Genomic DNA, 26952 nt, shown 5'->3' on the forward strand with positions numbered 1-26952 from the left:
CGCACACCGGAGCGTTGAACTAACCGCTCGACCCACGCCGAACCGTGAAGCGAAACGACCGGTCGATCGTCGCCCTCGTCGCGCTCGCCCACGCGATGGTCCACACCTATGAGCTCTCGATTCCCATTTTCGTCTCAATCTGGCTCGCCGAGTTCAACGTGCTTCCGCTCGGACTCACACAGATCGAGGTGACCGCGGCGACGCTCGGTGTGGTCGTAACTGCCGGCTACGGCCTCTTCGGGGTGGGCGCGCTCCCCGGCGGCGTGCTCGTCGACCGGGTCGGATCCGCTCGGCTCATCACGCTGTGTCTGTTCGGGATGGGCGGCTCCTTTGTGCTCCTGGGACTCGCGCCGAACCTGCTCGTGGTCGCGGTCGCGCTGCTGCTCTGGGGCGCGGCCGCGAGCGTCTACCACCCTGCAGGACTCACGCTGCTGTCGAAAGGCGTCGAAGAGCGCGGGACCGGCTTCGCGTACCACGGGATCGCGGGCAACGTCGGCACCGGACTCGGGCCGCTCGTGGCCGCGACGCTTCTCCTGTTCGTGGAGTGGACGGTTGTGGCGGTCGCGCTGGCGGTCCCCGCCCTGTTCGCCGGTGTGTACGCGATCCGGGCGGAGTTCGACGAGACCGCCGCGGTGGACGGCCACGAGGGGCCTGCAGCCGCTGCCGGCGACGGCGGCGACGACGGTCGGCCGAGTGCGACCGCCGGCGAACAGGGCGGGGACCGACCGGACGCCGGCGGGGACCGACCGGACGCCGGCGGGGACGCACGGGCGTCCGGCGGCGGCCGACCGGATGACGGCGGGGACGCACGGGCGTCCGGCGGCGGCGTCGGATCGCTCGCCGAGTTCGGCGTCGAATCGCGCCGGCTGTTCGCCGGCGCGTTCGCCCTGGTGTTCGTGGTTGTGATGACGTCGGGGCTCTACTACCGGGGGATCCTCACGTTCCTACCTAACGTGCTCGAACCGTTCCCCGAGTTCGCGGCGATTCCGCTGACGGCGCTTCTCCCGCCCGCCGTCACCGACGCCTTGGGCGTGGCACCGGACTCCGTCCGGTCGCTCAACCCCGAGCGGTACTTCTACTCGGGGCTCCTCATCGTCGGCGTCGTCGGGCAGTACGTCGGCGGGAAGCTGATCGATCGCGTCCCCGTCGAGTACGGACTCGCGGGCGGGTTCGGCCTCCTGGCCGTCCTCGCCGTGCTCTTTCTCCCGGCCGCCGCGGCGGGGTTGGTGCCGCTTTTGATCGTCGGCGCGGTGCTCGGAGCCGCGCTGTTTTTCGTCCAACCGTTCTACCAGGCGACGGTCGCGGAGTACTCTCCACCCGGGACTCGCGGGCTGTCGTACGGGTTCACCTACCTCGGCGTGTTCGGCGTGGGTGCGCTCGGTGGGACAATCGCCGGGGTGATCCTGACGTACGCGACGCCGACGGCGCTTTTCGCCACGCTCGCGGGGTTCGCTGCGGTGGGATCCGGCGTTGGGATCTACCTCCTCAGGCGCCGGCAACAGAACGGTCGGGCGGGTGACGCCGGGGCAGCGTAGGCCGGTTGGCCGACATCACCCCCGGAGTTTGAAGAAGAGCCACCGCACCGCCACGAGCGCGACGCCGCCGGCGACGAACACGACCACGCCGAAGACGAGCTCGAACCCACCGGAGAACACCGGCGACGCGCGAAGCGCGAACCCGATGGCCGCCGCCGGGATCCACGCCCGGACGCCAAGCGGGATGGCGGCTTTCGCCGACTCGGCCGCACCAGCCGAGTACGCGCCAATGAGTGGACTCACGATCGCCCACCCGACCAGAAACGGGAGCAGTGTCAGGAGCCACCCACCCGTTGCGGTCGTGAGGTAGTCGACGCCGTTGTGCCGGACCACACCGTAGGTGAGAACCGCCGACAGCGCCAGCAGGTCGATCACGGCCAGTGGCGCCGCCGCGGCGTCGATGCGTCGTGTGAGGAACGACTCCTCGGAGGATGCCATACCCGGACGTTCGGACGCACGGTTATGGCTCTCCCGGATTCGATCGCGGGCCTACGGGGAGGCCGCTACGACCGCGGGACCCGGCCGACGACGACGTACTCGAATCCCTCGCGGACGATCCGGGGGTCGAACCCGGTGGCGGCGAGCCGGTCACACAACGCTGCGGGGCCCCAGAACGTCGAATCGAACCCCACGAGGCCTTCGGCGGCCGCGAGCCCCCGGCCGCGGTGGGTCTCGGGGTCGAACTCCTGGATCACGACCACACCACCGGGCCGGAGCACTCGGGACGCCTCCGCGAGCCCCGACTCCGGATCGGGGAAGTGATGCAGCGCGTCGACAATCACCACGGCGTCGACGGTGTCGTCGCGAAGGGGGAGCGTCTCGGCGTCGGCGCGAACAGTTGAGTGGCCTGCCCCGCGGGCCCTCCGGAGCATCCCAGCGGAGCGATCCACGACCACCGGGTCGAAGCCGGCGTCGGCGAGGCCGTCCGAGGCGCGTCCCGTCCCGCCGGCGAGATCCACGACGCGATCGATCCGCCGGCGGGCGAACGCGAACCCCCCGCAGAGCGGTTCGATCCGTGCCGACGGCATTACTAGATCGTACACCTCGGCGAACCGGTCGAAGAAATCGATGTCGCCGGGGCCGAACCGGGGGGAAGACATACCCCGCGTAGGAGCCCCTGAATCAAGGGGTTGACGACCGCCGGAGTCTTGTCGGCCGCGGACCTACACTGACACGATGGAGTACGCCCTCTTGGGGTGGCCGCCGGACGGCCCCACGCTCCGCCTCGACCACCGCCGGTTCGCCTACGCTGGCAAGTTCGTGATGTCGACGACCGGGAAAGCCGTGGTCCGACGAACGGCGGCCAAGGGAGAGGGAAACGCAGAGGTGACGGCTGACACCCCACCGACCGCCCCCGACGGGGTGGCGTACGACACCGACGTGGTTGCAGCGGTCGCGTTCGACCCCGACCGGACCGACGGCCGGACGCTCCGGTTCCGGTATATTACCGTGCGGTCGGACCTGAAACGCGAGGGACTGGGGCCGCGGCTCGCTGCGTTCGTTGCGTCCCGGGCCGGCGAGCGGGGGTACGACCGGGTCGCCATCGCGGTCAACAATCCCTTTGCCTACGAGGCGATGTACAAGGCAGGGTTCGCGTGGACCGGCCGCGAGAGCGGGCTCGCGGAACTCGTGCTCGCTCGTCCCGCAGGGCCACTCGGGGACGCCGACCTGGATCCCGAGCGGTACCGCGCCGGACTGGACAGGTTCCGGGAACGCGACCTCGGCGACCCGGAGGCGTCCTTTCTGGCAGTCCGGACCGACGCCGACCCGCCGGCCCCGGTCGCGGGCCCCGACGGGGGCGACCCGACGGATCCGGACGCTTAATTCGGAGGGCGACCCAGATGGAGGTGATGGGAAACGCGGACCTCCGGCGCCTGGCGGCCATTGAAGACATCGGGTTCGATACGTTGGGCGGAAGCGTCGTCGCGGTCGACGCCCACAACTGGCTGTACCGGTATCTCACTACAACGGTGAAGTTCACCGACGCGCGGGCGTACACAACCGCCGATGACGAGGAGGTGGCGAACCTGATCGGCGTGGTCCAGGGGTTGCCGAAGTTCTTCGAGCACGACATCGTCCCCGTATTCGTCTTCGACGGCGGCGTCACGGAGTTGAAAGACGACGAGGTGGCCGAGCGCCGCGAGGCGCGGGAGCAGGCCGAGGAGAAACGCGCAGAGGCCGAAGACCGGGGTGACAGCGTCGCGGCCGCCCGACTCGAGGCACGAACCCAGCGGCTGACTGGCGTGATCCACGAGACCACGCGGGGGCTCCTCGAGCGTCTCGACGTCCCAATCGTGGAAGCGCCCGCGGAGGGCGAAGCCCAGGCGTCGTACATGGCTGCCCGCAACGACGTCGACTACGTTGGCAGCGAGGACTACGACACACTCCTCTTCGGCGCGCCGGAGACGCTCCGACAGCTCACATCCGCCGGCGATCCGGAGTTGATGGGGTTGGAATCCACCCTGGAACGCCACGGACTCACCCGCGAGCAGTTGGTCGACGTCGCGATCCTGTGTGGGACCGATTTCAACGAGGGGATCACGGGCGTGGGGCCGAAGACCGCGGTCGAGGCCATCACCGAACACGGCGACCTCTGGTCGGTACTCGACGACCGCGGGGTGTACATCGAGAGCGCCGACCGGGTCCGCGACCTCTTTTTGGACCCGCCGGTGACCGACGAGTACGACGTCAGGACCGACATCTCACCCGATATCGACGCCGCACGGGCGTACGTCACCGGGGAGTGGGGGGTTGCCGCCGACGAGGTCGAACGCGGGTTCGAGCGGATCGAGGCCGCAACCGTCCAGACGGGCCTCGACGACTGGGCCTGACACCGACGGGGAGACACCGACGGGGAGACACCGACGAGGTGACGCCGGTGACTCAAACGCGCGTTGGAGCTATCCGAACCCGTTTACCCTCGGCCGTGGTAGCGGGCATCGATGCGACGTCGAGCCCTCCTCGCGCTTGTCGCCTCCCTCGCCGGGGGGTGTCTGTCGGCGGGCCGGACACGAACCCCGACCGGGGCCTCGGAGGGGTTGCCGCCGACTGGTGACGGCGCCGCCCTGGGGTTCGACGCCGGCGACCCCTTCGCGCGACGGGCCGTCGGCAACGCCGCAGCCGCCGACAGCCACCGGATCGCGGTCTGGAACGACGACGCCGACCGGCGACCGATCCGTGTGCGTGTGCGGGAGGTCGGCGGTCCGGAACCCGCTGTGTCGGCCACGCCAACGTTTCCAGCCTATGGGACATTCAGCGTGACGGTGTTTCGGCCGGCGGACTACGTGCTTGAGGTCCGCGCCCCCGACGGGCCGGGCCGGGAACTCGGCGTCCGCCGGGGGTTCGTTGACTGCGACGATTCCGCCACCCACGTCGCGGTCCGGCCCGACGGGAGCGTCCGCGCGCGGGTCGTCTCGACGGGGCTGGGGTGTGACGCGGAGCAGGAGCCGGAGCCGGAGTAACAGCGCCACAGACGTCGCAGCCCCGACGACGCCACACGTCTCGGCCGACACCGACGCCATACCCGTCCGGGCGTCGCCGCAGTCCGTCCACCGCGTGCCGCAGTAGGTTTTTGTTCCGCCGTCGTGGATCACACCTATGCCTCGGCTGGGGATGGACCGATCGCGGCTCGCGTGGTGGATCCTGGGGTTCGTCCTCGCCGGTGCTCTCGTCTTCGTGCTCTACTCTTTCGTGGGCACCTTCGTTTTCGGGCTGTTTCTCTACTACGCAACCCGGCCGATCTACCGCCGGATCCGGGCCCGGATCCGTCCGCCGAGCCTCGCCGCCGCGGTCGCGCTGTTCTTGCTGGCGCTGCCCGCGCTGGTGCTGGTCGCCTACACCGGCGCCGTCGGCGTCAGCGAGCTGGTCAGGCTGACCAACGAGGGGCTGTTCGACCTCTCGCGATACCCGTTCACCGCCGACCAGCTCGCGGGGCTGACCGACTTCGAGGAACTCCTGCTGCTCGACCCAACCGCGGTGACGTTCGAACAGGTTCGCCGCGCGGTCTCGTCGCTGGGATCCGCGGGCGGCGCGGTGGCGTTCGTCGGGATCGGGCTGGTCCACCTGTTCGCTATGATCGCGCTGGCGTTCTACCTCCTCCGGGACGGCCGGGGCCTCTCACAGTGGTTCCGGGGCCGGATCGCCGACGACCGCGGTGTCATGGAGGCCTTCTTCGCGGGTGTAGACCGCGATTTTAACAACATCTTCTTTGGTAACATCCTCAACGCCGTTCTCACCGGGACGATCGGCGTCGTGGCGTACTCGCTTTTGAACCTGGTCGCGCCACCCCGGATCGCCGTTCCTGCGGCGGGGCTTGTCGGCCTGTTCGCCGGCGTCGCCAGCCTCATTCCGGTTGTCGGTATGAAGTTGGTCTACGTCCCGGTCACGGCGTATCTGGGGATCGTGTCGTACCTCGCGGACCCGAACACCCTCTGGTTCACCGCGACGTTCTTCGCAATGTCGTTTGTTGTCGTCGACACCATTCCGGATCTGGTCCTCCGGCCGTACGTCTCGGGGCGAAACCTCCACGTTGGGGCCGTTATGATCGCGTACACCCTGGGACCGCTCCTGTTCGGGTGGTACGGCATCTTCCTCGGACCGATCATCCTCGTCTTGGTCGTGAACTTTGCCCGACACGTCCTCCCGGTGTTGATCGCGCGGGAACCGCTGGTTCCGTACGCGGTTGACCCGGGCGTCATCGTCGGTGGAAACCCGGGAGCGCCCGGATCGGACACGCCCGAAGCGGCCGCGGAGGACACCGGAAGCGACGCGGGTCCCGACGACGGGTTCCAGTTCGGGTCGGGGTCGGAGCGGTCCGCAGACGGCACCGAGTAGGGCGCGGAGTCACCTGGCGGGAGGATGGCACGACTCGCCACTGTGGATCACTGACGTCGGCATTTCGATTGCGTGGGTGAGTCCTGCACACACAAGCCAGCGGTGTGCGAGACGCGGGTTCGCTCACGGACACAACTGCCGGATTTCGGACGGACAGCACGCGTTCGAGCGCCTCAACCGTGGATACTCACCCTGTGCGGGCTACAACGCGGCGAAGGGTATCGGTCTGAACGACCGCTGCTCGGCGCAACGGTTGCCGGGCAGAATCGCCCCGCAACGTGCGGGTGAATCGCAGGAGTGTGAAGGTGAACGGGGGTGACCGGGCTGCCGCTGGCGGCGGTCAGAACGGGAGTCCGCGCGGAAGCCTCGCGATCAGCGACGCGAGCGGCGACGCCGTGAGCGAGTCAGGAGAGGAGGTTCACAGAATGCACGCCGCATACCCCGGGGCCTGCCGCCGAGGCGACTCACGCGTCGATACCCTCGAAGGACACATCAACGTAGGTGCTCTCCCAATCTTTCCGGGCCGCGATCTCGCGCCGGCCGCGGCGGGTGAGGGTGTAGAAGTTGGTGCGCCGGTCCCGCTGTCCCTTGTCGATCAGCCCTTTGTCGACGAGGGTGTCGAGGTTGGGGTATAGCCGACCGTGGTGGATCTCCTTTTCGTAGTACTCTTCGAGTTCGTCTTTGACCGCGAGGCCGTGTGGCTCATCGAGGCCGGCGATCACGTACAGCAGGTCACGCTGAAATCCGGTGAGGTCGTACATCCGTTGTATCTAGTCCCGTTTCGGTGTTATCCAAAATAAACATATCGGACTGCTGTAGGTCTCTCGAGACTCGGTTGCGACGACAGCGGTCGGAATCGAACGGCGTATCGGTTCTGACGTGTCGGCTCGATTATACTGTCGGGTGGCAAGATATCGAGTCACAGGCGTGGCCACGGATATCCCAACACGGTCAGGTCGGGGTTTGGGTTCAATCGCTCCCGGGCCGTACCGGACCCGTGGCTCGCAAAACAGTCTGGTGCGTCCGGAAACGGGAGGCAGTCCGCGCAAAAAACGCGCGGACGACTGCCACCCTGAGTTGGTCCCCGCTGACGCTTCGGCCCTCCAGAACGAAGCGTCGTTTTCCGGTAGTTGATTACCTAATATAAATATGTCGAACTCGGGGAACGCACGACGCGTTTTTTTGGGTCCGGGCGGAATCGGCGGGTATGCGAATCCGTGGCTGCCGGCGGTGTCGGGACTGCGGGCGCGAGTGGTCGTACTTCGACACGGGGAGCGTGGCGTGCCCCGGTTGCGGGAGCCTCCGGAGCGTCGGAACGGGCGAGCGGCAGCGCCACACCGACGCGCCGGTTGACCTCGACCTCTCGGAGCACCGCGTTGCACTCGGTGATGACGCGGATGTGGGGAGCGTCGCCGACGAACTGAAAACGACCCTGCGCGACTACGTCCGCCAGCGCGGGTTCGTCCGCGGCGGCGACCTCCGGGCGGTCGACGACACGCTGCTGGCCGCTGCCGAACTCCTCCACGCGGTCGATGTCCTCGAGCGGATCCGCGGTGACCCCGACGAGGCGATTCAACTCTACGTCCTCGGCCTGCTGTCGGGGGCCGACGCCGGCGACCGCCCCGAGCCATCGGCGGTTCCGGACGCGATGGCGGACGCCCGGGGGCTCGCGTACGCCGAGGTGCTCGACCGGTTCTGCACGGACGTCGGCACGTGGCTCGATGAGTATCCCGACCCCGCTGCCGAGCGGGTCCGCAGGAGCCTCGACACCCACATCAGGCGGGTGAACGCGGTCTACGGCGACGTGCCGCCCGCGGAGTCGGAGGCGTTGGTCCGAGCGGCACGGGCGCTCGTGAGCTATCTCACGACCGACGACGAGGCGGCGCTTTCGACCGCCCGCGGGCGCCTCTCCGAGTTGGGGTGACACGAAGCGGCCGACTGACCCAACGGTTTTGCCCGCTCGGAGCCCACTCCAGCCGGATGCCCGACCGATTCGACCAACACGCGGTCCGTCACCGGATGAAACTCCTGCGCGAAAACGGCGACGTGACGCTCTATGAGAACCGCGACGGCGTCCGGTGTCCGGCGTGTGGCGACCCCTTCTCCCGGGTGCTTCTCACAGAGCGGCGCGCCCACTCGTTCGACCCCAGCGGGACCGGCCGCGTTTGCGTGACCCGCGAGGACGAGCGGCTGGTGGTTTGCGCGCACGACTCCTGACGCGGGGGCCGCGTCGCACCGCTCGCCCCGATCCCGCCGCGTCGTCCTCCGGGTACCACCACCGTCAGCGACGGACGGTGGGACAACGCACGTCGCGCGTGGAACCGAGAACTCGCTGACTTGACTGATACCACCACCCGACATCGATGTACGCGAACCCTTATTCACCCGCCGGCGACACGGGAAAGGTATGGACGCTGGCGAAGGCGGGGCGGCTGCGGTCTTCCGGGGACTCTTCGAGCTCACGCGCCCCGGGAACGTGGCTGCCGCCGGGGCATTGACATTCACCGGGTCGTTCGTCGCCAGCGGGTTCGGCGCAGCCGTCGCCCCTGTCGTCGCAGCCGTGGCCGCAACCGGCTTCGCGACCGCTGCGGGCAACGCGGTCAACGACTACTTCGACCGCGCCGTCGACCGTGTGAACCGCCCCGAGCGTCCGATCCCCCGCGGCGCGGTCACCGCACGAACCGCGCTGGTGTTCAGCGGACTGCTGTTCCTGGGGGCGGTCGTCGCTGCGGTGGCGCTCCCGCTCGCGGCCGTCGCGATCGCGGTGGCCAACCTGCTGGCGCTGCTCGCGTACACGAAACTGTTCAAGGGGCTGCCCGGTGTCGGAAACGTCGTTGTCGCGTACCTCACGGGGTCGACGTTCCTGTTCGGCGCGGCCGCAGTCGGACGCGTGGCGGATCCGGCGGCGGTCGTGTTGTTCGCGCTCGCGGCGCTCGCGACGCTCTCCCGGGAGGTCGTGAAAGATGTCGAAGACACCGAGGGCGACCGGGCTGAGGGGTTGCGGACGCTCCCGATCGTTGCGGGTGAGCGGACCGCACTGCGGGTCGGCGCTGCGGTGTTGGTGGCCGCCGTGGCGGCGAGCGCCATCCCCTACGCGATGGGAACGTTCGGCCCGGCGTACGTTGCGGTCGTCCTGCCGGCGGATCTGGTGATGCTCGACGCGATCCGGCTGTCGTTCACCGACCCGGGGGTCGCACAGCGCCGGCTCAAACGCGGAATGTTTCTGGCGGCGGTCGCGTTCATCGTCGGTCGGGCTGTCGGGGCAGTTGGGGGGGCCGTGTAACCGATTCCACCCCACTTCGCTCGGTCTGATAATCTCGCGCTTGAGGGAGGGGCTTTGATTCGGTCCTCGCCGTCAAGTGGCGCGACGGGGCGTTTCGTGCGCTCCGCCTCCCGAACGCACTTCGGGGTCGACGGACCCACCAGTTGGGGCCGGGCTACTGCGGCCCGTACTCCACAGCGCTTGTGGCCGCACAGCGTTACGCGGTAGCACGGACTGGGCTGTGAAAACGCCTGCGTCCAGCTTCGTAACGCGCTCCGCGCCTCCCTACGCCCTGGCTTCGCTCGGGCGTTGAGGAAGGGGGCTCCGCGCTACCGATTAGCTGACACCGGTCCCGCAGCCGTTGCTGACGGGATCAAAAAGAATATTATCGGTACCCGACATTGTGTAACCATCTAATGATTTCCGGCGAGTCGCCCCACCGAACGACCGACTTTTCTCCTCCAGCCGGCAGTCCGGCACCGAGGAACCCAGATGTATGACCTCGGTCCGGACCTCAACGAAGAGGTCCAACCGGGCACAAACGTACTGGTGAGCGGCCCGCCCCTCTCGGGGAAACGCTCGCTGTGTCTCGACGTCCTCGCATCGGGCACTGAGAAGGGTGAGGGGGCGATCGTCGTCACCACAAAAGACAGCGCCGACCGAGTGCTCGGTGATTTCAAAACCCGGACACCGTACGAGGACCGCCCGGTGGCCGTCGTCGATTGCGTCACTCGCCAGCAGGGTATGGCCGACGTCCGCGACGACGACCGGATCAAATACACCTCCTCGCCCGTTGATATGACCGGGATCGGAATCAAACTCTCTGAGTTCCTCCAGACGTTCTCCCGGGGCCAGGGGATCGAGCGCAACCGCGTCATGCTTCACTCGCTGTCGACGGTTCTCATGTACGCGGACCTCCAGACCGTGTTCCGGTTCCTCCACGTGTTCACCGGCCGGATCCAGAGCGTCAACGGACTCGGGGTGTTCGCCATCGACGAGAGCGCCCACGACGAGCAGACTATGAACACGCTGAAACAGCTGTTCGACGGGATTGTGACGACGCAGGAAGATGGTCCGCCGTCGGTCCGGCTCGCGGGCGACTAAAACCGTCGGCTCCCACCGCACAAGGGATGTCGACACCCCCGGGTGTCGACCCCCGCTACGCCGGGACACCCACCGGTACGACACGCCGGTCCGTGTGACCGACCGTCCCCTGGCGTGTGCTTTATACCGCGCCTCGACAAACGTAGAGTATGCCCCAGTGCGAGATGTGCGGCAGTGAGCAGTCGTCCCTGACGACAGTCAAGGTCGAAGGGGCCGAACTCCAGCTCTGTGACGATTGCAAGGAGTTCGGGACCGAGGTCCGCACTGAGTCGAGTTCCTCCGCCTCGACCAAATATTCGACGTCGAGTTCCGGCGGCAGCGGGTCCGGGTCGGGCGGCTCCGCCGGCTCCGGCGCGGGGGGCGGCGGGTCGAGCCGCCGGCGCCGCGACATGTTCGACGATATGGACGAGATCGTTGCCGAGTACGACCAGCGCATTCGGACGGCTCGGGAGTCCCGTGGCCTGAGCCAGGAAGACCTCGCGAAGGAACTCAACGAGAAAGCGAGTCTGATCCGGAAGCTCGAACGCGGCGACATGCTCCCTTCCGACGACGTCAGAACGAAACTGGAGACGGAACTCGAGATTTCGCTGATCGAGGGCGATGACGCCGACGACACCGAGTGGTCAGGCGACTCGTCGACGACGACAACCCTCGGCGACGTCGTCAAGCGAAAGGACTGATCCCGGAACGGGGTGGCCGCACCGCCGGACCGAACCGTATGAGCAACCTATTTTATCCCGTAGCGATCATACCGGATCGTGTTTATCCTTGTCAATCTCAAGGCGTATCCGTGCGACCCGATCGAGGTCGCGGCCGCGGCTCGGGACGTGGCGGCGGCGTCGGGTGTCCGGATCGCCGTATCGCCGCAGGCTGCCGACATCGCCCGCGTCGCCGACACCGGCGTCGAGACCTGGGCGCAGCACGTCGGTCCCAACGGGGTCGGAAGTCACACCGGCAGCACACTCGCCGAACCCGTTGCCGACGCCGGGGCGGCCGGAACCCTGATCAACCACTCCGAGCGCCGGCTCCGACTCGCGGACATCGACGGCGCGGTCCGTGCCGCCGAGCGCGCGGGGTTGGCGACCTGCGTCTGTGCCAACAACCCCGCACAGATCGGCGCGGCAGCGGCGCTGGGCCCCGACAGCGTCGCGGTCGAGCCCCCGGAGTTGATCGGCGGCGACGTGTCGGTTGCGACTGCGGATCCGGGGATTGTCGAGGACGCAGTCGCCGCCGCGGCCGACGTCGACGAGTCGGTCGAGGTGTACTGTGGCGCAGGGATCTCCTCGGGCGCGGACGTCGAAACCGCCGGGGAACTCGGCGCGTCGGGCATCCTGCTCGCATCCGGCGTCGCGAAAGCCGACGACCCGCGCGCGGCGCTGGAGGCACTGGTCGAGCCACTGTGACCGCCACCCTCTCCAACGGAGCCACCGGATGACGCTGCGACGGTTCCTTGACGACGTCGACAACCCGGATCGATCGCTGGTCGTGATCAACCGGCAGGCACCGGAGCCGGTCCAGCGCACGCTGGAGAAGATGTTCAATGGGCAGCCGGTGTCGGTCGAGGAGGTCGACATCCCGACCGAAAGCGACGACCAGGTGCTCGTGGTCGAAGACGGGGCCGTGATCGCGCGGTCGCCGCTCCGGGAACTCCAGGACGCCATCCTCACGGTCAACTCCGACCTCTTCATCACCGGCACTCGACAACTCGAGGAGGTCGACCTCCCCGACGCGCTGCGGGAACTGGATGAGCTTCCCTTCTTCCTCCGCGGCTACCCGGAGGCCCACTCCGAGAAGCTCCTCTTGATACTCGTCTCTCGGTACATCGAACGGGTCGCGTGGGAGCACCACTCCGGGACGCTCCGGACGTCGTTCCAGTCGCTCGACCGGATCGAAGACGAGATCGGCACCAATCAGGTGTACCGCCGGCTCGATGACTCCCCTGTCGACGTGCACGTCTACGGCACACCCGGGTGGGAGCCGCCGCCGGAGTCGACGGTCACGATCCACGCGGGCTACGAGCAGGACTTCGTGGAGTCGTGGTTCGTTGTCTACATGCCCCCGGACGGCGAGGACGGCCACGTGGCGCTTCTGGCCTTAGAGGACGGCCCCAACGAGTGGAGCGGATTCTGGACCTACCAGCCTGAGAAAGTCGAAGCGCTCGAGGACTACATCACCCGGCGGCTGTGAACACTCCCGGCCTCAACCGGCGTGAACACTCACCGCCAGACGGCCACCGTTACTCCGAGCCGGCTTCCGCGCCCGTCGGTTCCGAGTTCGCCCCCGGCGCCGGCTCCCGGCCGGGCGGTGCCGCGGCTTGCGTGTCCGCCTCGCGTCTGGCGCCGGCGGCTACAGTGTCGCCGTCGCCGGGGGCGAACTCGGCTTCGACGGCGGCGGCCACCGCCCGCAGTTCGCCGGCCTCAAGCCGGTCGGCGAACTCCTCGCGAACCAGCCCGGGGAGGGCGTAGGCGTACCGCCCGCGACCCACGTGCTCGACGAAGCCCGCGCGTCGGAGCAGTCGGTTCTGGCTGTACGCCAGGCGTGTGTCCCCGACCTCGCCTGCGGCGACGTGGGCGTCGACGGGGTCGCACGCGTCGACTTCTCGATAGAACGCCAGCATTCGCTGTGCCGCGTCGGGTAGCGACGCCACCACGCCGCGGAGCCGGTCGATTACGTCCGCCCGTCCGGTGAGGTTGTCGGTGGCTCGGTGGGCGCGCTCGGGGGCGACGTCCGCGCTCGTTTCGGCGTCGGCCGCCTCGGTGTCGTGGCCGGGATACGCCTCGGCGGCCGCGGCGGTGACGGCCGCCTCGGCGTCGGCATCGGTCTCGGTCGCCCCGGGTCCATCCGCGGTGCCGGTGTCGGAAGTCGCCGCCTCGCTGACCGCGTCTCCGGACGCGTCCGCGTCGCCGTACTCGTCCAGCGTCGACGTGCCGGTCTGAGAGTCGTCGGAGCCCCCGACGGCCGCTGTGTCGGCGTCGACTTCGTTGCCAACGCCCCGGTACGGCGCGTTGGCCGTCCGGAACATGGCTTGGGCGAACCGGTCGGCCATGCGGGAGAGGTCCCGCGCCTCCTCGAGTTCGCGTTCGAGCTCTCTGATCGCGGCGTCCTTCTCGTCGAGTTCCCGGCGCAGATCCGCGATCTCACTTTCCCGTCGAGCCTGCGAGTCGGAGATCGTCTCGAGTTCGGACACCAGATCGCCGTCGATCGATTTCAACTCCGGCCGCTCGAAATCCTCCAGCCCGGGGGTCGCGCCCGCGTCGAACGTCCGCTTTTTGTGGAACTGCACCCGGCGGAGCGACCCCGACCAGTCGGTGGCGAGAAACGCCTCGCCGTCACCGAGCCCCTCGACTGCGTCGGCGTACGACGACCCGAGGATCCGGCCGACAACCTTGGTGTCATTGTCCCACGTGAGTCGGTGCCACACCAGCCAGTCACACTGGGTGATGAAATCCTTTTTGACGTCAGCGGGGCGCTGGGAGATCCCCACGATCCCGAGGCCGTGTTTCCGGCCGCGCTTCCCGATCTTGATGAGCATCTGCCCCGCCTCGGTCATCCCGCCGCCCTCGGGGAGGTATTCGTGACACTCCTCGACCAACAGCAGGAAGGGCTTTTTGAGCTTTTTTTCCTTCGCAAAGAGGCTCTTTGCGACCTCGGTGAGGAGCTCTTGGGCCTCGTCGTCGTCGAGGTACCCCGACACATCCAGGATGATGGGGACGTTCTCCTCTAAAGCGAGCGCCGCGATCTTCTCGGCGTGTTCGGGGCTGACGACGATGTCACACTCCTCGTCGGCGCCGGCGTGCAACAGCTCGAACTGCTCTTTTAATCCGTAGTACTCGCCGTCGGTGTCGACGATGAGCACCGGGAAACTCTTGTCTAAGAGGCTCTCGATCATCACCGACGCGGTGTTCGACTTCCCCGACCCCGACTTCCCGGTGATGAACCCCCGTCCGGTGAGGATGTCGACAACGGGGAGGTCGACCGGTGCCCCGGGGTCGTCTGCCCCATCGCCGCCCGGGCCGTCGCTGACGTTCGCGACGGCGATCGTCTCGGTGTCCTCTGCCATACACGTGACAGGCACCCCCTTCGACATAAACCATCGGCACGCCCGACGCCGCACACAGTGTCGAGCGGTTGGCCTCACGCGGAGCCCGAACGGTACCGGACGAATCGCGGAGAAGAGCGGTCGTTGGACGCGAAGAATCCGGGGTACTGTATTGGTGTGTCCGAAGGCCCTATTCCTGCGGCGTTGATACGGTGATACAGGAATGGTTGGAGACGATTTGGATCGGAGTCTGGGGCTCTACCCGACAATGATGATCAGCATCGGCGCGATGATCGGCAGCGGAATCTTCGTGTTGCCGGCGTTGGGGTATAAGAAGGCCGGACCGGCAGTGATCGCCGCGTACGTGCTGGCGGCGCTTGTCGTCCTGCCGGCGGCGCTGTCGAAAGCCGAGATGGCGACGGCAATGCCGGAGTCCGGTGGTACCTACCTCTACATCGATCGCGCGCTGGGGCCGCTGTTCGGGACCATCGCTGGGATCGGCGCGTGGTTCTCGTTGGTGTTTAAGAGCTCTTTCGCCCTGGTCGGCCTCGGTGCGTACCTCCTGCTCTTCGCGCCGCTGGCGCAGGGGGCGGTTGTCCCCGTCGCGCTCGCGCTCGGCGCCTTGGTCGTGGTTCTCAACGTCTCGGGAACGAAACTCAGCGGCCAGATCCAGGCGATTATCGTAACGCTGGTGGTGATAAGCCTGGGTGTATACACCGTCAACTCCGGATTCGCGCTGGATACGGCCCGGTTTGCCCCGTTCTCGACGGACGGGCGCATCGGCGTGGTCACCGCCGCGGCGTTCGTCTTCGTTTCCTACGCGGGCGTGACCAAAGTCGCAAGCGTCGCCGAGGAGGTGAAGGATCCGGGCCGGAACCTCCCGCGGGCCATCCTGGGCTCGATGGCCATCATGACCGTCCTCTACGTCGCCGTCGTGAGCGCGGTCGTGGGGCTGAGCGACCCGGATACCCTGAAGACCGGCGGTCCCGGCGGCACCGCGTCGCTCACCCCGATGGCGGACGGCGCGGGTGCACTCCTCGGCGGGTTCGGTGTCCTATTCATCTCGGTCGTCGCAGTGGTCGCGCTGACGAGCATGGCCAACGCCGGGGTGCTGTCTTCGTCCCGGTTCCCGCTCGCGATGAGCCGCGACAACCTGTTGCCGCCGGGGCTCAGCCGGATCGACGCCCGGTTCCGGACCCCGCGGAACGCGGTGCTTCTCACCGGCGCAGTGCTGCTTCTACTCATCGCGTTTGTCCCGGTTATCGAACTTGCGAAACTGGCGAGCGCGTTCCAGATCCTGGTCTTCTCGGTGATCAACGCCGCGCTCGTGGCGTTTCGCGAGGCCGACATCCCCTCGTACACGCCCGAGTTCGAGGCGCCCGGTTACCCCTACGTCCAGGTTTTCGGCTTCCTCGCCGGGTTGGGGTTGCTCACCCAGATGGGGACGCTCCCGATCCTCGGGGCCGCCGGGATCATCGCCGGAAGCGGGCTCATCTACGCCGTCTACGGCCGCCACCGAACGGACCGCACCGGCGCGATCGACACGATCCTCCACGGTCGCCGCGGGGAAACCGACGACGGGCTGGCGCCGACCGACCCCGAGTGATGCTCCGCCCGGTCGCTCTCGGAGCCCGACATCCGGACCGGGGACGGGGAACCGGTCCAAGCCGGGATCCGAAGCCCGTACGCCTCGGTCGGCCCGGAGGACGTGTCGGTGTCCTCGCGCGCCACCGGGGTGGTGGTGGCGCTCGGTGACGGGACGAACGCCTTCGAGGTGGTGGTGGGGGCGGACGCCCGGCTACTCTCACGCCGCCTGGTAGTCCCGCCGAACCACGATCACCGGGTCGCCGGTCTGGTTTGCGATCCGGTCGGGGAGCGTCCCGAACAGCCGGTCTCTGATCCGCGACGCCGCGTCGTACATAACCACTGCATCGTAGTCGGCCGCGGCCTGCAGGATCTCTTCGTCGTGGTTTTGCCCCTCCACGATCCGCGTGTCGACCAGATCGGTGTCCAACCCGGCGTCGGCCAGCCCCTCGTGGGTCTCCGCGAGGATCGTCTCCCCCTCCTGGATCGACTCCTTGCCCTCCGCGACGTGGAACAGGGTGATCTCCCGTGTAGAGGACTCGCACAACACTTCGATGAACTCCGGCAGCCGGGAGAACTCCGCCGAGGCCGGGATCGGAACCAGGATCCGATCGATCCCCTCAGTCGGGGCTGGGTCGAGTTCTGCGGCACACTCCTCTTCCAATATGACACGGTTGATCGCGTCTGCCCGGGTTTTCCCGAACACGAGCCTGGTCCTGACCGACAGGCTCCGTTCCCGGAACGGCGCCGCCACTTCAGCAAGTGCGGCCTGTGCGTCCGCCTCGAACTGGTCGCGGGCCATCTCGGTCGGCGTCTGCTCCGGCACCTGGAAATGACCCATCGCGACGATGTCGAGCGGTGCCAAACTCTCGACCAGCACGTCGGAGATCGGCTCCGGATCCGGTAGCTCGAAGGGCACGAGGATGGTGTCGCCCATACTCTGACATGGTGCACCCGGCCCAAAACGGTTGCCGTCGGGACCCGACGTCGGCCGCCGTTGATCGACGCTACGTGTCGGTGTCGAACTGGTCGAGCGACGACTGGCCCGACGCCCCCGGACCCGACGCGTCGGCAGACCGGTCCGCGTCGGCGCCCCCGGACGCCGGGCGGTCGCCGTCGTGCTCGGCGTCGACGCCGTCGGGGCCCCCAGTGTCCCACCCGGCGAGCCGTGCCTGCTCACCCGACGCAAACGAGAGGTTCGATACCCGGACGCCGACTTTCCGTGCGGGTTCGCCCTCGAACTCGGACAGCAGCTCCAGGGCGACCTCCTCGACCAGGTCCGGTGCGTCAACCGGGCCCGACAGCGACCGCTCGCGGGTGTTGGTGTCGTACGGCGGAACCACGACCTTGATCCCGATCGTCCGGTACATCGCGCCGCGGTTGCCGGCGCGCGCGGCGACGTCCGACGCCAGCGCCGACACGGTTTCGCGCTTGCCGTCGTCGTCGGCGGGCTCGGCGAACGCCGACTCCCGGGAGAGGCTCTTCGGGCGCCCCGTGGGTGTCACCGCCCGGTCGTCGACGCCGCGGGCCCGATCGCGGAGTTCCGGCCCCCGAGAGCCGAACGCCTCGCGAAGCGCTGCGGGGTCGGCCGCCGCGAGGTCAGCGGCGGTATCGACCCCCATATCAGCCAGCCGGTCGGCGGTCACGGGGCCGATGCCGTGGACCACCTCAACGGACAGCGGCGCCAGGAACGACGCGACCGCGCCCGGTTCGACCACCACCAGCCCGTCGGGTTTGTCGTGATCGGCGGCCACCTTCGCCGCCGACATGTTCGGCGCGACCCCCACGCTCGCGGGCACCCCGACCTCCTCGGCGATCCGGCCCTTGACGTGCCGGGCGTACCCCTCCGCGAGCGTCCGGCTGCCGTCGTTGACATACCGCCACGCGGTCCGGTCGGTCACGTCGAGGTACGCCTCGTCGATGCTCACTTTCCGGACGACGTCGGCACACTCGGTGAGGATCTCCGCGATCTCCGCGGCGACCGACTGGTAGTACTCCAGGTCGACCGGGCGGTAGTGGCCGTGCGACTCGCCCTCGGGCGGGTTGGCGTCGACCGTCGCGTCCACAGCGGAGTCGTGGTCGGCCCGCGGCAGCGCCTCCAGCGCCTGCGAGATGGGCTGGGCGCTCTCGACACCGTGATCGCGGGCCTCGTAGCTCGCGGTGGCCACTGCGCCGAAGGTTTCTCCGGGCTCATACCCCATGCCGACGATCACGGGCTCGCCGCGGAGCGCCGGCTCCCGGAGCCGTTCGCAGGACGCGTAGAAGCAGTCCATATCCACGTGGAAGACGATCCGATCGGGATCGGGGTCGTCGATACCGGGGAGAGTTCTGCCGCTCATACACGTGGCGGAGACAGCGGGCGGTCGGTGTGCGGGTTCGGTGGGGTCATCGGACGGCCGGACCGCGACGCGGCGGACGAGCCACAATATGCAGGCGACCCACTATACGCTTCGGAAACCAGGGTGGAAGTGGAGTGGCAGGGTGGAGAGCGGCTGCCGCCGACCGAACTACTTCAGCCGTTCTTGGAGGAACGACGGGTGGGCGGCGGTGATCCCCTCGACCGACAGGAGAGTCTCGGAGATCACGTCGCCGAGCGCGTCGCCGTCGGCCGCGCGGACCTCGGCCATGAGCATGTGGTCGCCGGAGGAGGTGTACAGCGACTCGACCGCGGCGAGGGCTTTGAGCTCGCGTGTCGCCTCCACGTACCGCTCGGAGGCGACGTCGAGGCCGACCAACGCGATCGACGTTTCCGAGAGTTTCTTCGGGTCGACGTCGGCGGAGTACCCCACGATGAGCCCCTCTTCTTCCATCTTCCGGATATACTTCCGTACCGTCGGTTTCGACACGTCGGCCCGGTCTGCGATCTCGGCGTACGATGCCTGGGCGTCCTCCTCCAAGATACCGAGGATCCGCCCCTCCGTCGATGTGACTTCCATACCCTAACTTTCGTGTGGCGGAAAAAATACCTTCCGAACCTGAAAACTGCGATCCCGACTGCCCTGTCGGGGAGCACACCTCACACGCATATTCGTTTTGGCGTCTACAACCCCGTCTGGAGCGGCAAGAGTCACTCGCGACGCTCGCCGGCGACTCCACCCGACCCGGAGGGGCTTCCGGGGCCCGTGAACCGACCTACCCCACTTCGCTCACCCCATACTGGGTTCGCTCGTTGAGGGTATCGTCAGAAGCGAAGCTTCTGACTGCTACCCAGAAATCGTGATTTCTGGTGATGGGGCTTTGGTGTAAACTCCCAGCAGTCAATCGCCAGCAATCGGCTGGTGATTCTCGCCGGTCAACGTCACCAGAACGCGACGTGTTCTGGTCGGCTCACAAGAGCGGAGCTCTCGTGAACGTCTCACCAGCTATAGTCTGCCTGCCAATTACCGAGCGCGCGCTCGTGTGCTCCAAACCCGACGGTCCGACGCCGGTCACTCGATGACGGGATCGACGCCGATCGTCACCGCGACGCCTTCGACGTCCCACTCCTCGACGAGTTCCCACTCGCCGTCCGCTGGCTTCTCGCCCGTGAACTCGCGGCTTCGGGTCTCGCTCGCGACGTACTCGCGGTGGCGGTCCACGAGTCCGGCCACCCGGTCGTCAGCGACGTCAACGGCGGTGTCGATCTCGCTTTCGACATCGAGATCCAGGCGCTTCCGCATCTCTTGTATTCGCCGGACCACATCCCGGGCGTACCCCTCGGCCTCAATGTCCTCTGTGAGTTGGGTGTCGACGTAGACCGTGCCGCCGTCAAACTCCGACGCGGAGACGTGCGCGGGCGGTTCGGCCTCGTAGCGCACCATCTCGTCGGTCAACTCGTGGATCTCGCCGTCGACGTCGACGCCGCCGTCGCCGTCGCCGTCGAGTTCCGCGCGGGTCTTCCCCGTGACGGCGTCCATAACGCGTTGGGCGTCGGCGCCGAACTCGGGGCCGATCACGCTCATCTCCGGGACCGCGCGCTCGATCAGTTCGTCGAACTCGGAGACGACTTCGATGGATCGGGCGTTGACGCGGTCGGCGAGCAACTCCGCCAGCGACTCGACGCCGTCGGCGACGGTGCCGTCGTCGCTTGCGACCACGACCCGCTGAACCGGCCACCGGAGCTTCCGGCCGCCCTGCTGGCGGGCGTTCGCCGCGGCCTCTTCGACGTCTCTGAGGACACCCATCCGGCGTTCGAGGTCCGCGTCGCGGCGGCCGCTGTCAGGTTCGGGGTACGACAGCGCGTGAACGCTTGTCGCGTCCCCGTCGAGTATCTGGTACATCCGCTCGGTGAGATACGGAGTAAAGGGCGCCAGCAGCCTGATCGACTCGTCAAGGACGGTCGAAAGCGTGGCGTAGGCCGCGCGTTTGGCGTCGGAGTCGGCTTCCTCCCACATCCGCTCGCGGATCGCCTTGATGTAGAACCGCGAAACGTCCTCGGTGAGGAACGAAAGCACCGCGTTGAGACCATCGGAGATCCGGAACTCCTCGAGGGCGTCGTGTGCTTCGGCCTCGACCGACTGGAGTCGGGAGAGCACCCACTCGTCGACCACAGTGCGTTCGCCGTCGTCAAGAGAGGCGTCGGCGGGGTCGTAGCCGTCGAGGTCCATATACGGCAGCGGGAACCGGAAGACGTTCCAGAATATGTTGAGCGTCGACTCCATGTCCGCGAGCCCATCCCACTCGAAGGAGAGATCGACGCCCTGCTGGTCGTGACTGAGGAGGTACGCCCGCAGGGGGTCGCGGCCGGCGCGCTCGATCGCCTCCTCGGGAGTGACGATGTTGCCGAGGGACTTCGACATCTTCCGGCCGTCCTCGTCGTTGACGAACCCGTGCATCATGACCTGTTCGTACGGTGTCTGCCCCGTGGCGGCGGTCGACATCCCCAACTGTGACCAGAACCACCCGCGGGTCTGGTCGTGGGCTTCGACGATGAAGTCCGCGGGCCAGAGGTCGTCGTAGGCGTCGGTCTCGGAGGGGTAATCGAGCGTGCCCCACGACGCCACCGAGGAGTCAATCCACACGTCGAAGACGTCCGGGACCCGCTCGTAGGTCTTCCCGTCTTCGGTGATGGTCAGCGGGTCGACGGAGGGGCGGTGAAGGTCGATCCCGTCGGGGTTGACCGCCTGGTCGGCGCGCTCGGCGAGTTCCTCACGCGTTCCGATCACGATCCACTCGCCGTCGTCGGCCTGCCAGATCGGCAGCGGGATCCCCCAGTAGCGCTGCCGGGAGATGTTCCAGTCGGGAGCGTCGGCGACGAAGTCCCTGAACCGATTATCGCGGGCCCACTGCGGGTACCACTCCGAGTCGTCGATGTTGTCCAACAGGTCGTCTTTGATGTCGGTGACTGTAATGAACCACTGGTCGGTCGCCAGGAAGATGATGTCGGTGTCGCACCGCCAGCAGTGGCCGTAGCGGTGCTCGTGGGTCCCCGACGCGAGCAGCGCGTCTGCCGCCCGGAGATCAGCAATGATGTCGTCGTTGGCGTCGCGCACGAAGGTCCCCGCGTAGTCGCCGGCGGCGTCGGTGAACTCCCCGCGGCCGTCGACGGGCACGAAGACGTCGAGCCCGAGTTCCTGGCCGCGGGCGAAGTCCTCCTGGCCGTGGCCGGGCGCGGAGTGGACCAGTCCAGTCCGGTCGGCCTCGACGTAGTCGGCGGTGTAAACCTCGCCTGCGCCCTCGAAGTCGCCGTGTTCGGTCACCCGATCCGCGAGCGGGTGGTCGTACGCCCACCCGACGAGGTCTGCGCCCGCGTACTCGTCGACGACCTCGTAGTCCGCGTAGCGTCCCTGCTTCAGCACGTCCTCGACGCAGGGTTCGGCGATGTAGAGGAGTTCGCTCTCTCGCGGCTCCCCGCCGCTCGAACTGTCCGAGGCGCTCCCCGCCTCGCTGTCGCCATCCTTCTCCGCACGGACAGCCTGATACGTCATCTCGCCGTCGACCGCGACGAAGGTGTTCGCGGGGATGGTCCACGGCGTGGTGGTCCAGATCACCAGGCTGCCTTCGCGACCCGACAGCGGGAACTTCACGTAGATCGACGGCGACGTGATCTCGTCGTACTCCACCTCGTTTGCGGCGATGGCGGTCTGACACCGCGGGCAGTAATTAACCGAGCGTTTGCCCTGTTCGACCAGCCCTCGGTCGTCGACCCGCTGGAACGTCCACCACGCGGCCTCCATGTATTCGGGCGTGATGGTCTCGTAGGGGTTCTCGAAATCCATCCAGGCGCCGATTGACCGGAAGTCCGCGTCCATCGCCTCCCGGTTGCGCACCGCGAACTGCTTGCACTCGTCGATGAACGCCTCGATGCCGTACGCCTCGATGTCGCGTTTGGTCTCGAAGCCGAGTTCCTCCTCGACTTTCACCTCGATCGGGAGGCCGTGCATGTCGTAGCCGGGCCGGTCGGTCACCCGGTGGCCGGTCATGCGCTTGTACCGGATGATGGCGTCTTTCAGCGTCTTGTTCCACGCCGTCCCCAGGTGCATCTGCCCGGAGGTATAGGGCGGCCCGTCGACGAAAAAGAAGGCCGGGTCGTCGGCGTGGGCCGCCTTCGTCGCCTCGTAGGCGTCTGCGTTGTCCCAGTACGCCTCGACCGAGGGTTCGACCTCACTGGGCGCGTACTGGTCGTCGACTTCGTCCATACAGGTGACCTACCGACGAACGTATATGAAATCCGTGGAACCGCGACGATACTGTGTCGGATTCCTCCCACTGCTAAACAGTGGTTGCTGAAGTAGCGGTTGTAACACATTCGTGAGCTTCTCTCACGAGTCCTACGTCTCGTGCACCGGGTGCACGTCAATCTAAGTGCCGATCCCGCCTGGCTGTCCAGACGTACGACGCCAAATCAGCAACCACTGTAAAGCCGTGGGCTTCCTCCTTGCATCCATATGAACGACTGTGGAGTCGACACCGGGCGCAACCCTTTCAGGCTGCCCGCCGAACCGAGTGGTATGAGCCTGGATGTGCCAGTCCCCGAACCCCCCGAACTGGAGGAGATCGACCCCAACGAGTACGAGGACGCGGAGGTTGTGGGCGACACCGACTACAAGCGCCAGGAGATCGAAGGGCTCCTCCACGACGGCGCGTGGCGGGAGGCGTTTCTGGCGTGGGCGGAGCGTACCGACCTCGACAAGGCGGACTTCGACATCATCACCGACCTCGATATGATCCAGCAGTTCGACTTCTTCTGGGACTCCTTCGCCGAGCGTGTCGGCTACCACGCGCCGGGCATCCCCGAGGACTGGAAGGAGCGGAACTACCACCCCGACCTCGACTCGTGGGGGTCGGTTTCGGGGATCAACGCCGGGTTGACGGAGCTGGGACAGCTCGTCTGTGAACTCCTGAAAGACGACTACATCGAGTGGGAGACCGAGTACGAAGCCCCCGACGACCTCCCGGATTTCGGGTGAGTTGGGGAGTCAGCCCCGCAGGACCGGCCTACCGACCGCCGAACTCGTCGAAATCGTCGGAGTCACCCGTCGGCCCCGCCTCTCCGGGGCCGTTGTCGAGGTCGAACCGCTCCGGTGGCTGGCCCGCCTCATCAACCACGGCGTCGGAGACCTCGATCGGACACTCCACGCGAACGGCCAGGGCGATGGCGTCGCTGGGGCGAGCGTCGAAGACGAACGGGCGTGGTTCACCGTCCTCGTACCGCTCGGCGTCGACCTTCGCGTAGAAGGTGCCGTCGGCGATATCGTCAATACGGACCCGGTCGATCGCGCCGCCGAACTCGGTGAGCACGTCGACCAGGAGGTCGTGTGTCAGCGGGCGCTCGAAGGGCTCCCCGGAGATCGCGAGTTGGATTGCGCGGGCTTGGTCGCCGGTCACGACGATCGGGAGGGACTCAGAGCGCGCCGCGAGGACGACCGCGGGGACGTTTTCGCCGTCGGCGTCGACGCCCACAGCGATCCCTTCGACTTCCGCGGGGTGGTTCATACACTGACCTACTGCTCCCGGGTACGAATAGGTACGGGGGACCGGACCCGTCGACGACGAGCACGGTCTACCGCCGCTGCCGGACGGTCCACACCGCGAGCCACGCCAGGAGGACGGCTAAGCCACCGAGAAACACCAACAGCCCCGGCGGCGGGCCGGTCGAGGCCGCCGTCTGTGTCGCGACGTCCGCCGTCCCGACCGCGCCGCCACCGGCGTCGCCGCCCCCGCGGGCGACGAAGGGTGCCCCACCGAGGAGGTACTGCGTGAGCAGGCTCGCGATTCCGACAACCCCGAGACCGCCGAGTAGCCGGCCGAGTATGTCCGACACCCCCGCGGTCTCATCACCGTCGGCAGCGACAACCACGAGCGGGCGGTCGGCGGGAGCGTACACGTCCATCTCGCGACCCTTCTCGGAGTAGACTGTGTCAACCACCTCGATCACGCCCGCCGATTCCAGGCGTTCGAGGTGGTACTGGGCGTTCTGCAGCGAGGTGTCCACCGACTCCGCGAGCGCAGCGGGGTTCGTCGGTTCCTCGTGGAGGGCGGCGAGTATTCCGCGGGCGGTCGTCGAGGACAGGGCCGACAGCAGGTCCTCGGCGTCGTCGTCGTCGAGTCCGACCACCCGAGGGGAGGCGTCGACCTCGGGTTCGGAGCGGGAGGGTAGTAGCCGGGCCATCGCTCGCGTTTAGTGCGGGGATCAACACAAACCTGTTGTTTCCGGCGGGACAGAGCCGTCCCGCCGGTCGCTCCGCAATACACTTGCCACGGGGTCACCTACCGACGTGTATGTACGTCCGGGACGCCAAAAATCGGGACGAGGTCTGGTTACTCGAACAGGTTGCGGAGGCGGAACTCGAGGACCCCGCGTTTCGGTCCCGGGACTACGTGATCGCCCTTGACGAGGAGACCTCCCGCAAGGCTGGGTTCGGGCGGATCCGCGTCCACACCGGCGACACACGGGAGTTCTGCGAACTCGCGTTCGTCTATACCCTCCCGCCGTGGCGACAGCAGGGTGTCGGCGCCCACATCATCGAGCGACTGGTCGCGGAGGCGGGCGACAACGGCCACGGGACGGTGTACACGTTCACCCGACAGCCCGCGTACTTCACCCCGTTCGGCTTCGACCCGCAGGACGCCGCCGACCTGCCGGAACCGGTGACCGACCGGCTGGAGGCCGTCCGCGAGGAGCGCGGCGACGACGTCATCGCGCTGGGTGTTGCTCCTGACGAGTTCACCGTCCCCGAAGAGTTTCGCGAGCGATTCAAGACCGCGGCGCCGGCGGACGACCCCGAGAACGGCGAAACCGTCGAGGTGACAGCCGAGGATTTCGGAATCGACCCCTCGGAGGCGACCTACAAGTACGACACCGGGAGCTGAGTCGTCGACGCAGCCGCTCCCGCCGTATCGTGTCGTAAGTCAGGTCCGGTCGTCGAGGAAGTCTGTGCTGAACACGATGTATGCGAGGACGCTGCAGAACAGGATCGGCGGCAGGAGGGCAAACGCCCACAAGGGTTCGATCCCCCACTGGAGGATGAGCACGACGTTCCCGAGTCCGAGTGCGAGAAACGGCGCCACCGCGATCACCGCGCGCTTCCGGTTTCTCCCCCCCGAATCCGACTGCAGCGGCGCGTTCGGGTCGAACTCGTCGTCGGCGGACTCGGTGTGCTCGTCGGCCGACATAGGGGACGACATACCCGAACGTGCGTGCCCGAACGGCAAAAACACCGCGTTCGTCGTGGGGGCGGTCACTCCGCCCGGGAGCCGCCTTCGACCCGCGAGGCGAGTTCGACCAATCCGAACAGCCCGCCGAGGAGCCCGGTCGATACCACGACCCCGTAGAGCGCGAGCGCGCCGGGTGTCACGGGGACCGTGAACCCCGTCCCGAGCACCGCCGCGTCGCTGAGTTCGCCGTTACTCCCGACGAACCACCCGAGCCCCCCCGAGATCACGATCACGGTTACGCCGACTGCGAGCAGGATCCGCCGGCCGAGTCCGGGGGTACCGGTCGGTTTCGCCGTCTCCCCGTCGGTAGCTGTGCCGGTATCACCGTCGCTGTCGGTCTCCGAGTGCACACCTGAGGTAGGGGCGGGGACGGATTTGTCGTTGTTGGTCGCGTCGGCCGTCGCCAGCAGACCACCCGGCCGCGCGAGCAACGGCAAGCTACAAGCGGTCGCCGACCCAACTCACGGCGATGACAGACGAGTTGGTCGATCGTGCCCGCGGGGCGCTCGGGGCCGCGTACGTCCCGTACTCCGAGTACAGCGTCGGCGCGGCGCTCCGGACCGCCGACGGGTCGGTGTACACCGGATGCAACATCGAGAACGCCAACTACTCGAACAGTCTCCACGCCGAGGAGGTCGCCGTCGCTGCGGCGGTCGCGGAGGGCCACCAGTCGTTCGATCGGATCGCGGTCTCGTCGGGCGCCCGCGACGGAGTGACACCGTGTGGGATGTGCCGGCAGACGCTCGCGGAGTTCGCCGACGCCGACCTCCCGGTCGTCTGCGACGAAGGCGACGGCGGGACGACGACGTACACCCTCGGGGAGTTGCTCCCGGACACCATCTCGACAGACACGCTGTCGGCGGCCGCCGACGCGCGCGACGCTGGGGGCGGGGAGCCGTAGTCGGCGCCCCCTGTCGTCAGCGCCACCAGCGTGTACGCCCGACAGGCTATTGACCTAC

The 26952-nt window shown here is 67.6% G+C and carries 28 protein-coding genes; 16 read left to right on the forward strand and 12 right to left on the reverse strand.

Annotated elements, in window-relative coordinates; all coding sequences use genetic code 11:
• The first annotated feature begins 44 nt into the window (after positions 1-44).
• Positions 45-1535, forward strand: a complete 1491-nt coding sequence (locus IEX72_RS02785; RefSeq protein WP_394354588.1) for an MFS transporter — start codon at positions 45-47, stop codon at positions 1533-1535.
• 15 nt (positions 1536-1550) lie between these two features.
• Here IEX72_RS02785 and IEX72_RS02790 read toward each other — a convergent pair whose 3' ends face one another.
• Positions 1551-1973 (reverse strand): DUF3054 domain-containing protein, encoded by a 423-nt coding sequence (locus IEX72_RS02790; protein WP_188785862.1) that lies wholly within the window; start codon positions 1971-1973, stop codon positions 1551-1553.
• Positions 1974-2038: 65 nt separating this feature from the next.
• Complete coding sequence (locus tag IEX72_RS02795) at positions 2039-2635, reverse strand: class I SAM-dependent methyltransferase (protein ID WP_188785863.1); 597 nt, start codon at positions 2633-2635, stop codon at positions 2039-2041.
• 76 nt (positions 2636-2711) lie between these two features.
• Here IEX72_RS02795 and IEX72_RS02800 point away from each other — a divergent pair, with 76 nt between their 5' ends.
• The 4 genes from IEX72_RS02800 to IEX72_RS02815 all read left to right on the forward strand — a co-directional run bounded on the left by IEX72_RS02800 (position 2712) and on the right by IEX72_RS02815 (position 6368).
• Complete coding sequence (locus tag IEX72_RS02800; protein ID WP_188785864.1) at positions 2712-3359, forward strand: GNAT family N-acetyltransferase; 648 nt, start codon at positions 2712-2714, stop codon at positions 3357-3359.
• Between the two features lie 26 nt (positions 3360-3385).
• Entirely contained in the window at positions 3386-4366 is a 981-nt protein-coding gene (gene fen, locus IEX72_RS02805; RefSeq protein WP_188785865.1) for a flap endonuclease-1, read from the forward strand.
• Positions 4367-4477: 111 nt separating this feature from the next.
• Positions 4478-4996 carry a hypothetical protein gene (locus IEX72_RS02810; RefSeq protein ID WP_188785866.1) on the forward strand — a complete coding sequence of 173 codons (519 nt, stop codon included), beginning with the start codon at positions 4478-4480 and terminating at the stop codon, positions 4994-4996.
• Between the two features lie 136 nt (positions 4997-5132).
• A complete protein-coding gene (locus tag IEX72_RS02815; protein WP_188785867.1) occupies positions 5133-6368 on the forward strand; it encodes an AI-2E family transporter in 1236 nt (411 codons plus the stop codon).
• Between the two features lie 464 nt (positions 6369-6832).
• On the opposite strand, the gene IEX72_RS02820 is transcribed toward IEX72_RS02815, so the two are convergent.
• A complete protein-coding gene (locus tag IEX72_RS02820) occupies positions 6833-7129 on the reverse strand; it encodes a PadR family transcriptional regulator (protein ID WP_188785868.1) in 297 nt (98 codons plus the stop codon).
• Positions 7130-7575: 446 nt separating this feature from the next.
• Here IEX72_RS02820 and IEX72_RS02825 point away from each other — a divergent pair, with 446 nt between their 5' ends.
• From IEX72_RS02825 to IEX72_RS02855, 7 genes are all read left to right on the forward strand, one after another.
• Complete coding sequence (locus IEX72_RS02825; RefSeq protein ID WP_188785869.1) at positions 7576-8292, forward strand: DUF7117 family protein; 717 nt, start codon at positions 7576-7578, stop codon at positions 8290-8292.
• A 56-nt stretch (positions 8293-8348) separates the two neighbouring features.
• Positions 8349-8585 carry a DUF7385 family protein gene (locus tag IEX72_RS02830; protein WP_188785870.1) on the forward strand — a complete coding sequence of 79 codons (237 nt, stop codon included), beginning with the start codon at positions 8349-8351 and terminating at the stop codon, positions 8583-8585.
• A gap of 190 nt (positions 8586-8775) precedes the next feature.
• Complete coding sequence (locus IEX72_RS02835; RefSeq protein WP_188785871.1) at positions 8776-9651, forward strand: geranylgeranylglycerol-phosphate geranylgeranyltransferase; 876 nt, start codon at positions 8776-8778, stop codon at positions 9649-9651.
• 471 nt (positions 9652-10122) lie between these two features.
• The gene (locus tag IEX72_RS02840) at positions 10123-10734 is read left to right on the forward strand and encodes an RAD55 family ATPase (RefSeq protein ID WP_188785872.1); all 612 of its coding nucleotides are present in this window, start codon (positions 10123-10125) and stop codon (positions 10732-10734) included.
• A gap of 149 nt (positions 10735-10883) precedes the next feature.
• Positions 10884-11414 (forward strand): multiprotein bridging factor aMBF1, encoded by a 531-nt coding sequence (locus IEX72_RS02845; RefSeq protein WP_188785873.1) that lies wholly within the window; start codon positions 10884-10886, stop codon positions 11412-11414.
• A 78-nt stretch (positions 11415-11492) separates the two neighbouring features.
• Positions 11493-12137 carry a triose-phosphate isomerase gene (tpiA, locus tag IEX72_RS02850; protein ID WP_188785874.1) on the forward strand — a complete coding sequence of 215 codons (645 nt, stop codon included), beginning with the start codon at positions 11493-11495 and terminating at the stop codon, positions 12135-12137.
• 28 nt (positions 12138-12165) lie between these two features.
• Entirely contained in the window at positions 12166-12921 is a 756-nt protein-coding gene (locus IEX72_RS02855) for a DICT sensory domain-containing protein (protein WP_188785875.1), read from the forward strand.
• Between the two features lie 49 nt (positions 12922-12970).
• Here IEX72_RS02855 and IEX72_RS02860 read toward each other — a convergent pair whose 3' ends face one another.
• Complete coding sequence (locus IEX72_RS02860; RefSeq protein WP_188785876.1) at positions 12971-14794, reverse strand: ATP-binding protein; 1824 nt, start codon at positions 14792-14794, stop codon at positions 12971-12973.
• Positions 14795-14996: 202 nt separating this feature from the next.
• Between IEX72_RS02860 and IEX72_RS02865 the strand changes: the two genes are divergently transcribed.
• Positions 14997-16379, forward strand: coding sequence for an APC family permease (locus tag IEX72_RS02865; RefSeq protein ID WP_188785877.1), 1383 nt, complete (start codon positions 14997-14999; stop codon positions 16377-16379).
• Between the two features lie 198 nt (positions 16380-16577).
• Here the strand turns inward: IEX72_RS02865 and IEX72_RS02870 are convergent, their stop codons facing one another.
• The 4 genes from IEX72_RS02870 to ileS form a co-directional block, all read right to left on the reverse strand.
• Positions 16578-17294, reverse strand: coding sequence for a universal stress protein (locus IEX72_RS02870; RefSeq protein WP_188785878.1), 717 nt, complete (start codon positions 17292-17294; stop codon positions 16578-16580).
• 70 nt (positions 17295-17364) lie between these two features.
• Positions 17365-18696: a DNA polymerase Y family protein gene (locus tag IEX72_RS02875; RefSeq protein WP_188785879.1), complete on the reverse strand. Its 1332-nt coding sequence runs from the start codon at positions 18694-18696 to the stop codon at positions 17365-17367.
• 168 nt (positions 18697-18864) lie between these two features.
• Positions 18865-19293 carry an HTH-type transcriptional regulator LrpA1 gene (gene lrpA1, locus IEX72_RS02880; RefSeq protein WP_188785880.1) on the reverse strand — a complete coding sequence of 143 codons (429 nt, stop codon included), beginning with the start codon at positions 19291-19293 and terminating at the stop codon, positions 18865-18867.
• 492 nt (positions 19294-19785) lie between these two features.
• Positions 19786-22974, reverse strand: a complete 3189-nt coding sequence (gene ileS / locus IEX72_RS02885; RefSeq protein ID WP_188785881.1) for an isoleucine--tRNA ligase — start codon at positions 22972-22974, stop codon at positions 19786-19788.
• 312 nt (positions 22975-23286) lie between these two features.
• On the opposite strand from ileS, the gene IEX72_RS02890 reads away from it, so the two are divergent.
• Positions 23287-23745 (forward strand): hypothetical protein, encoded by a 459-nt coding sequence (locus IEX72_RS02890; protein WP_188785882.1) that lies wholly within the window; start codon positions 23287-23289, stop codon positions 23743-23745.
• Between the two features lie 28 nt (positions 23746-23773).
• Here the strand turns inward: IEX72_RS02890 and IEX72_RS02895 are convergent, their stop codons facing one another.
• Positions 23774-24271 (reverse strand): bifunctional nuclease family protein, encoded by a 498-nt coding sequence (locus tag IEX72_RS02895; protein ID WP_188785883.1) that lies wholly within the window; start codon positions 24269-24271, stop codon positions 23774-23776.
• 67 nt (positions 24272-24338) lie between these two features.
• Positions 24339-24947 (reverse strand): ArsR/SmtB family transcription factor, encoded by a 609-nt coding sequence (locus tag IEX72_RS02900; RefSeq protein WP_188785884.1) that lies wholly within the window; start codon positions 24945-24947, stop codon positions 24339-24341.
• 110 nt (positions 24948-25057) lie between these two features.
• Here IEX72_RS02900 and IEX72_RS02905 point away from each other — a divergent pair, with 110 nt between their 5' ends.
• On the forward strand, positions 25058-25648 hold the full coding sequence (locus IEX72_RS02905) for a GNAT family N-acetyltransferase (RefSeq protein WP_188785885.1): 591 nt from the start codon (positions 25058-25060) through the stop codon (positions 25646-25648).
• 39 nt (positions 25649-25687) lie between these two features.
• Here the strand turns inward: IEX72_RS02905 and IEX72_RS02910 are convergent, their stop codons facing one another.
• Positions 25688-25963 (reverse strand): hypothetical protein, encoded by a 276-nt coding sequence (locus IEX72_RS02910; RefSeq protein ID WP_394354589.1) that lies wholly within the window; start codon positions 25961-25963, stop codon positions 25688-25690.
• 53 nt (positions 25964-26016) lie between these two features.
• Complete coding sequence (locus IEX72_RS02915) at positions 26017-26343, reverse strand: hypothetical protein (protein ID WP_229663714.1); 327 nt, start codon at positions 26341-26343, stop codon at positions 26017-26019.
• 23 nt (positions 26344-26366) lie between these two features.
• Here IEX72_RS02915 and cdd point away from each other — a divergent pair, with 23 nt between their 5' ends.
• Entirely contained in the window at positions 26367-26894 is a 528-nt protein-coding gene (gene cdd / locus IEX72_RS02920) for a cytidine deaminase (protein ID WP_394354590.1), read from the forward strand.
• The last annotated feature ends 58 nt before the right edge of the window (positions 26895-26952 follow it).

Origin of the sequence: Halobellus salinus, from assembly GCF_014646875.1 — an archaeon.
In the GTDB taxonomy this organism is placed as follows: Archaea; Halobacteriota; Halobacteria; order Halobacteriales; family Haloferacaceae; genus Haloquadratum; species Haloquadratum salinum.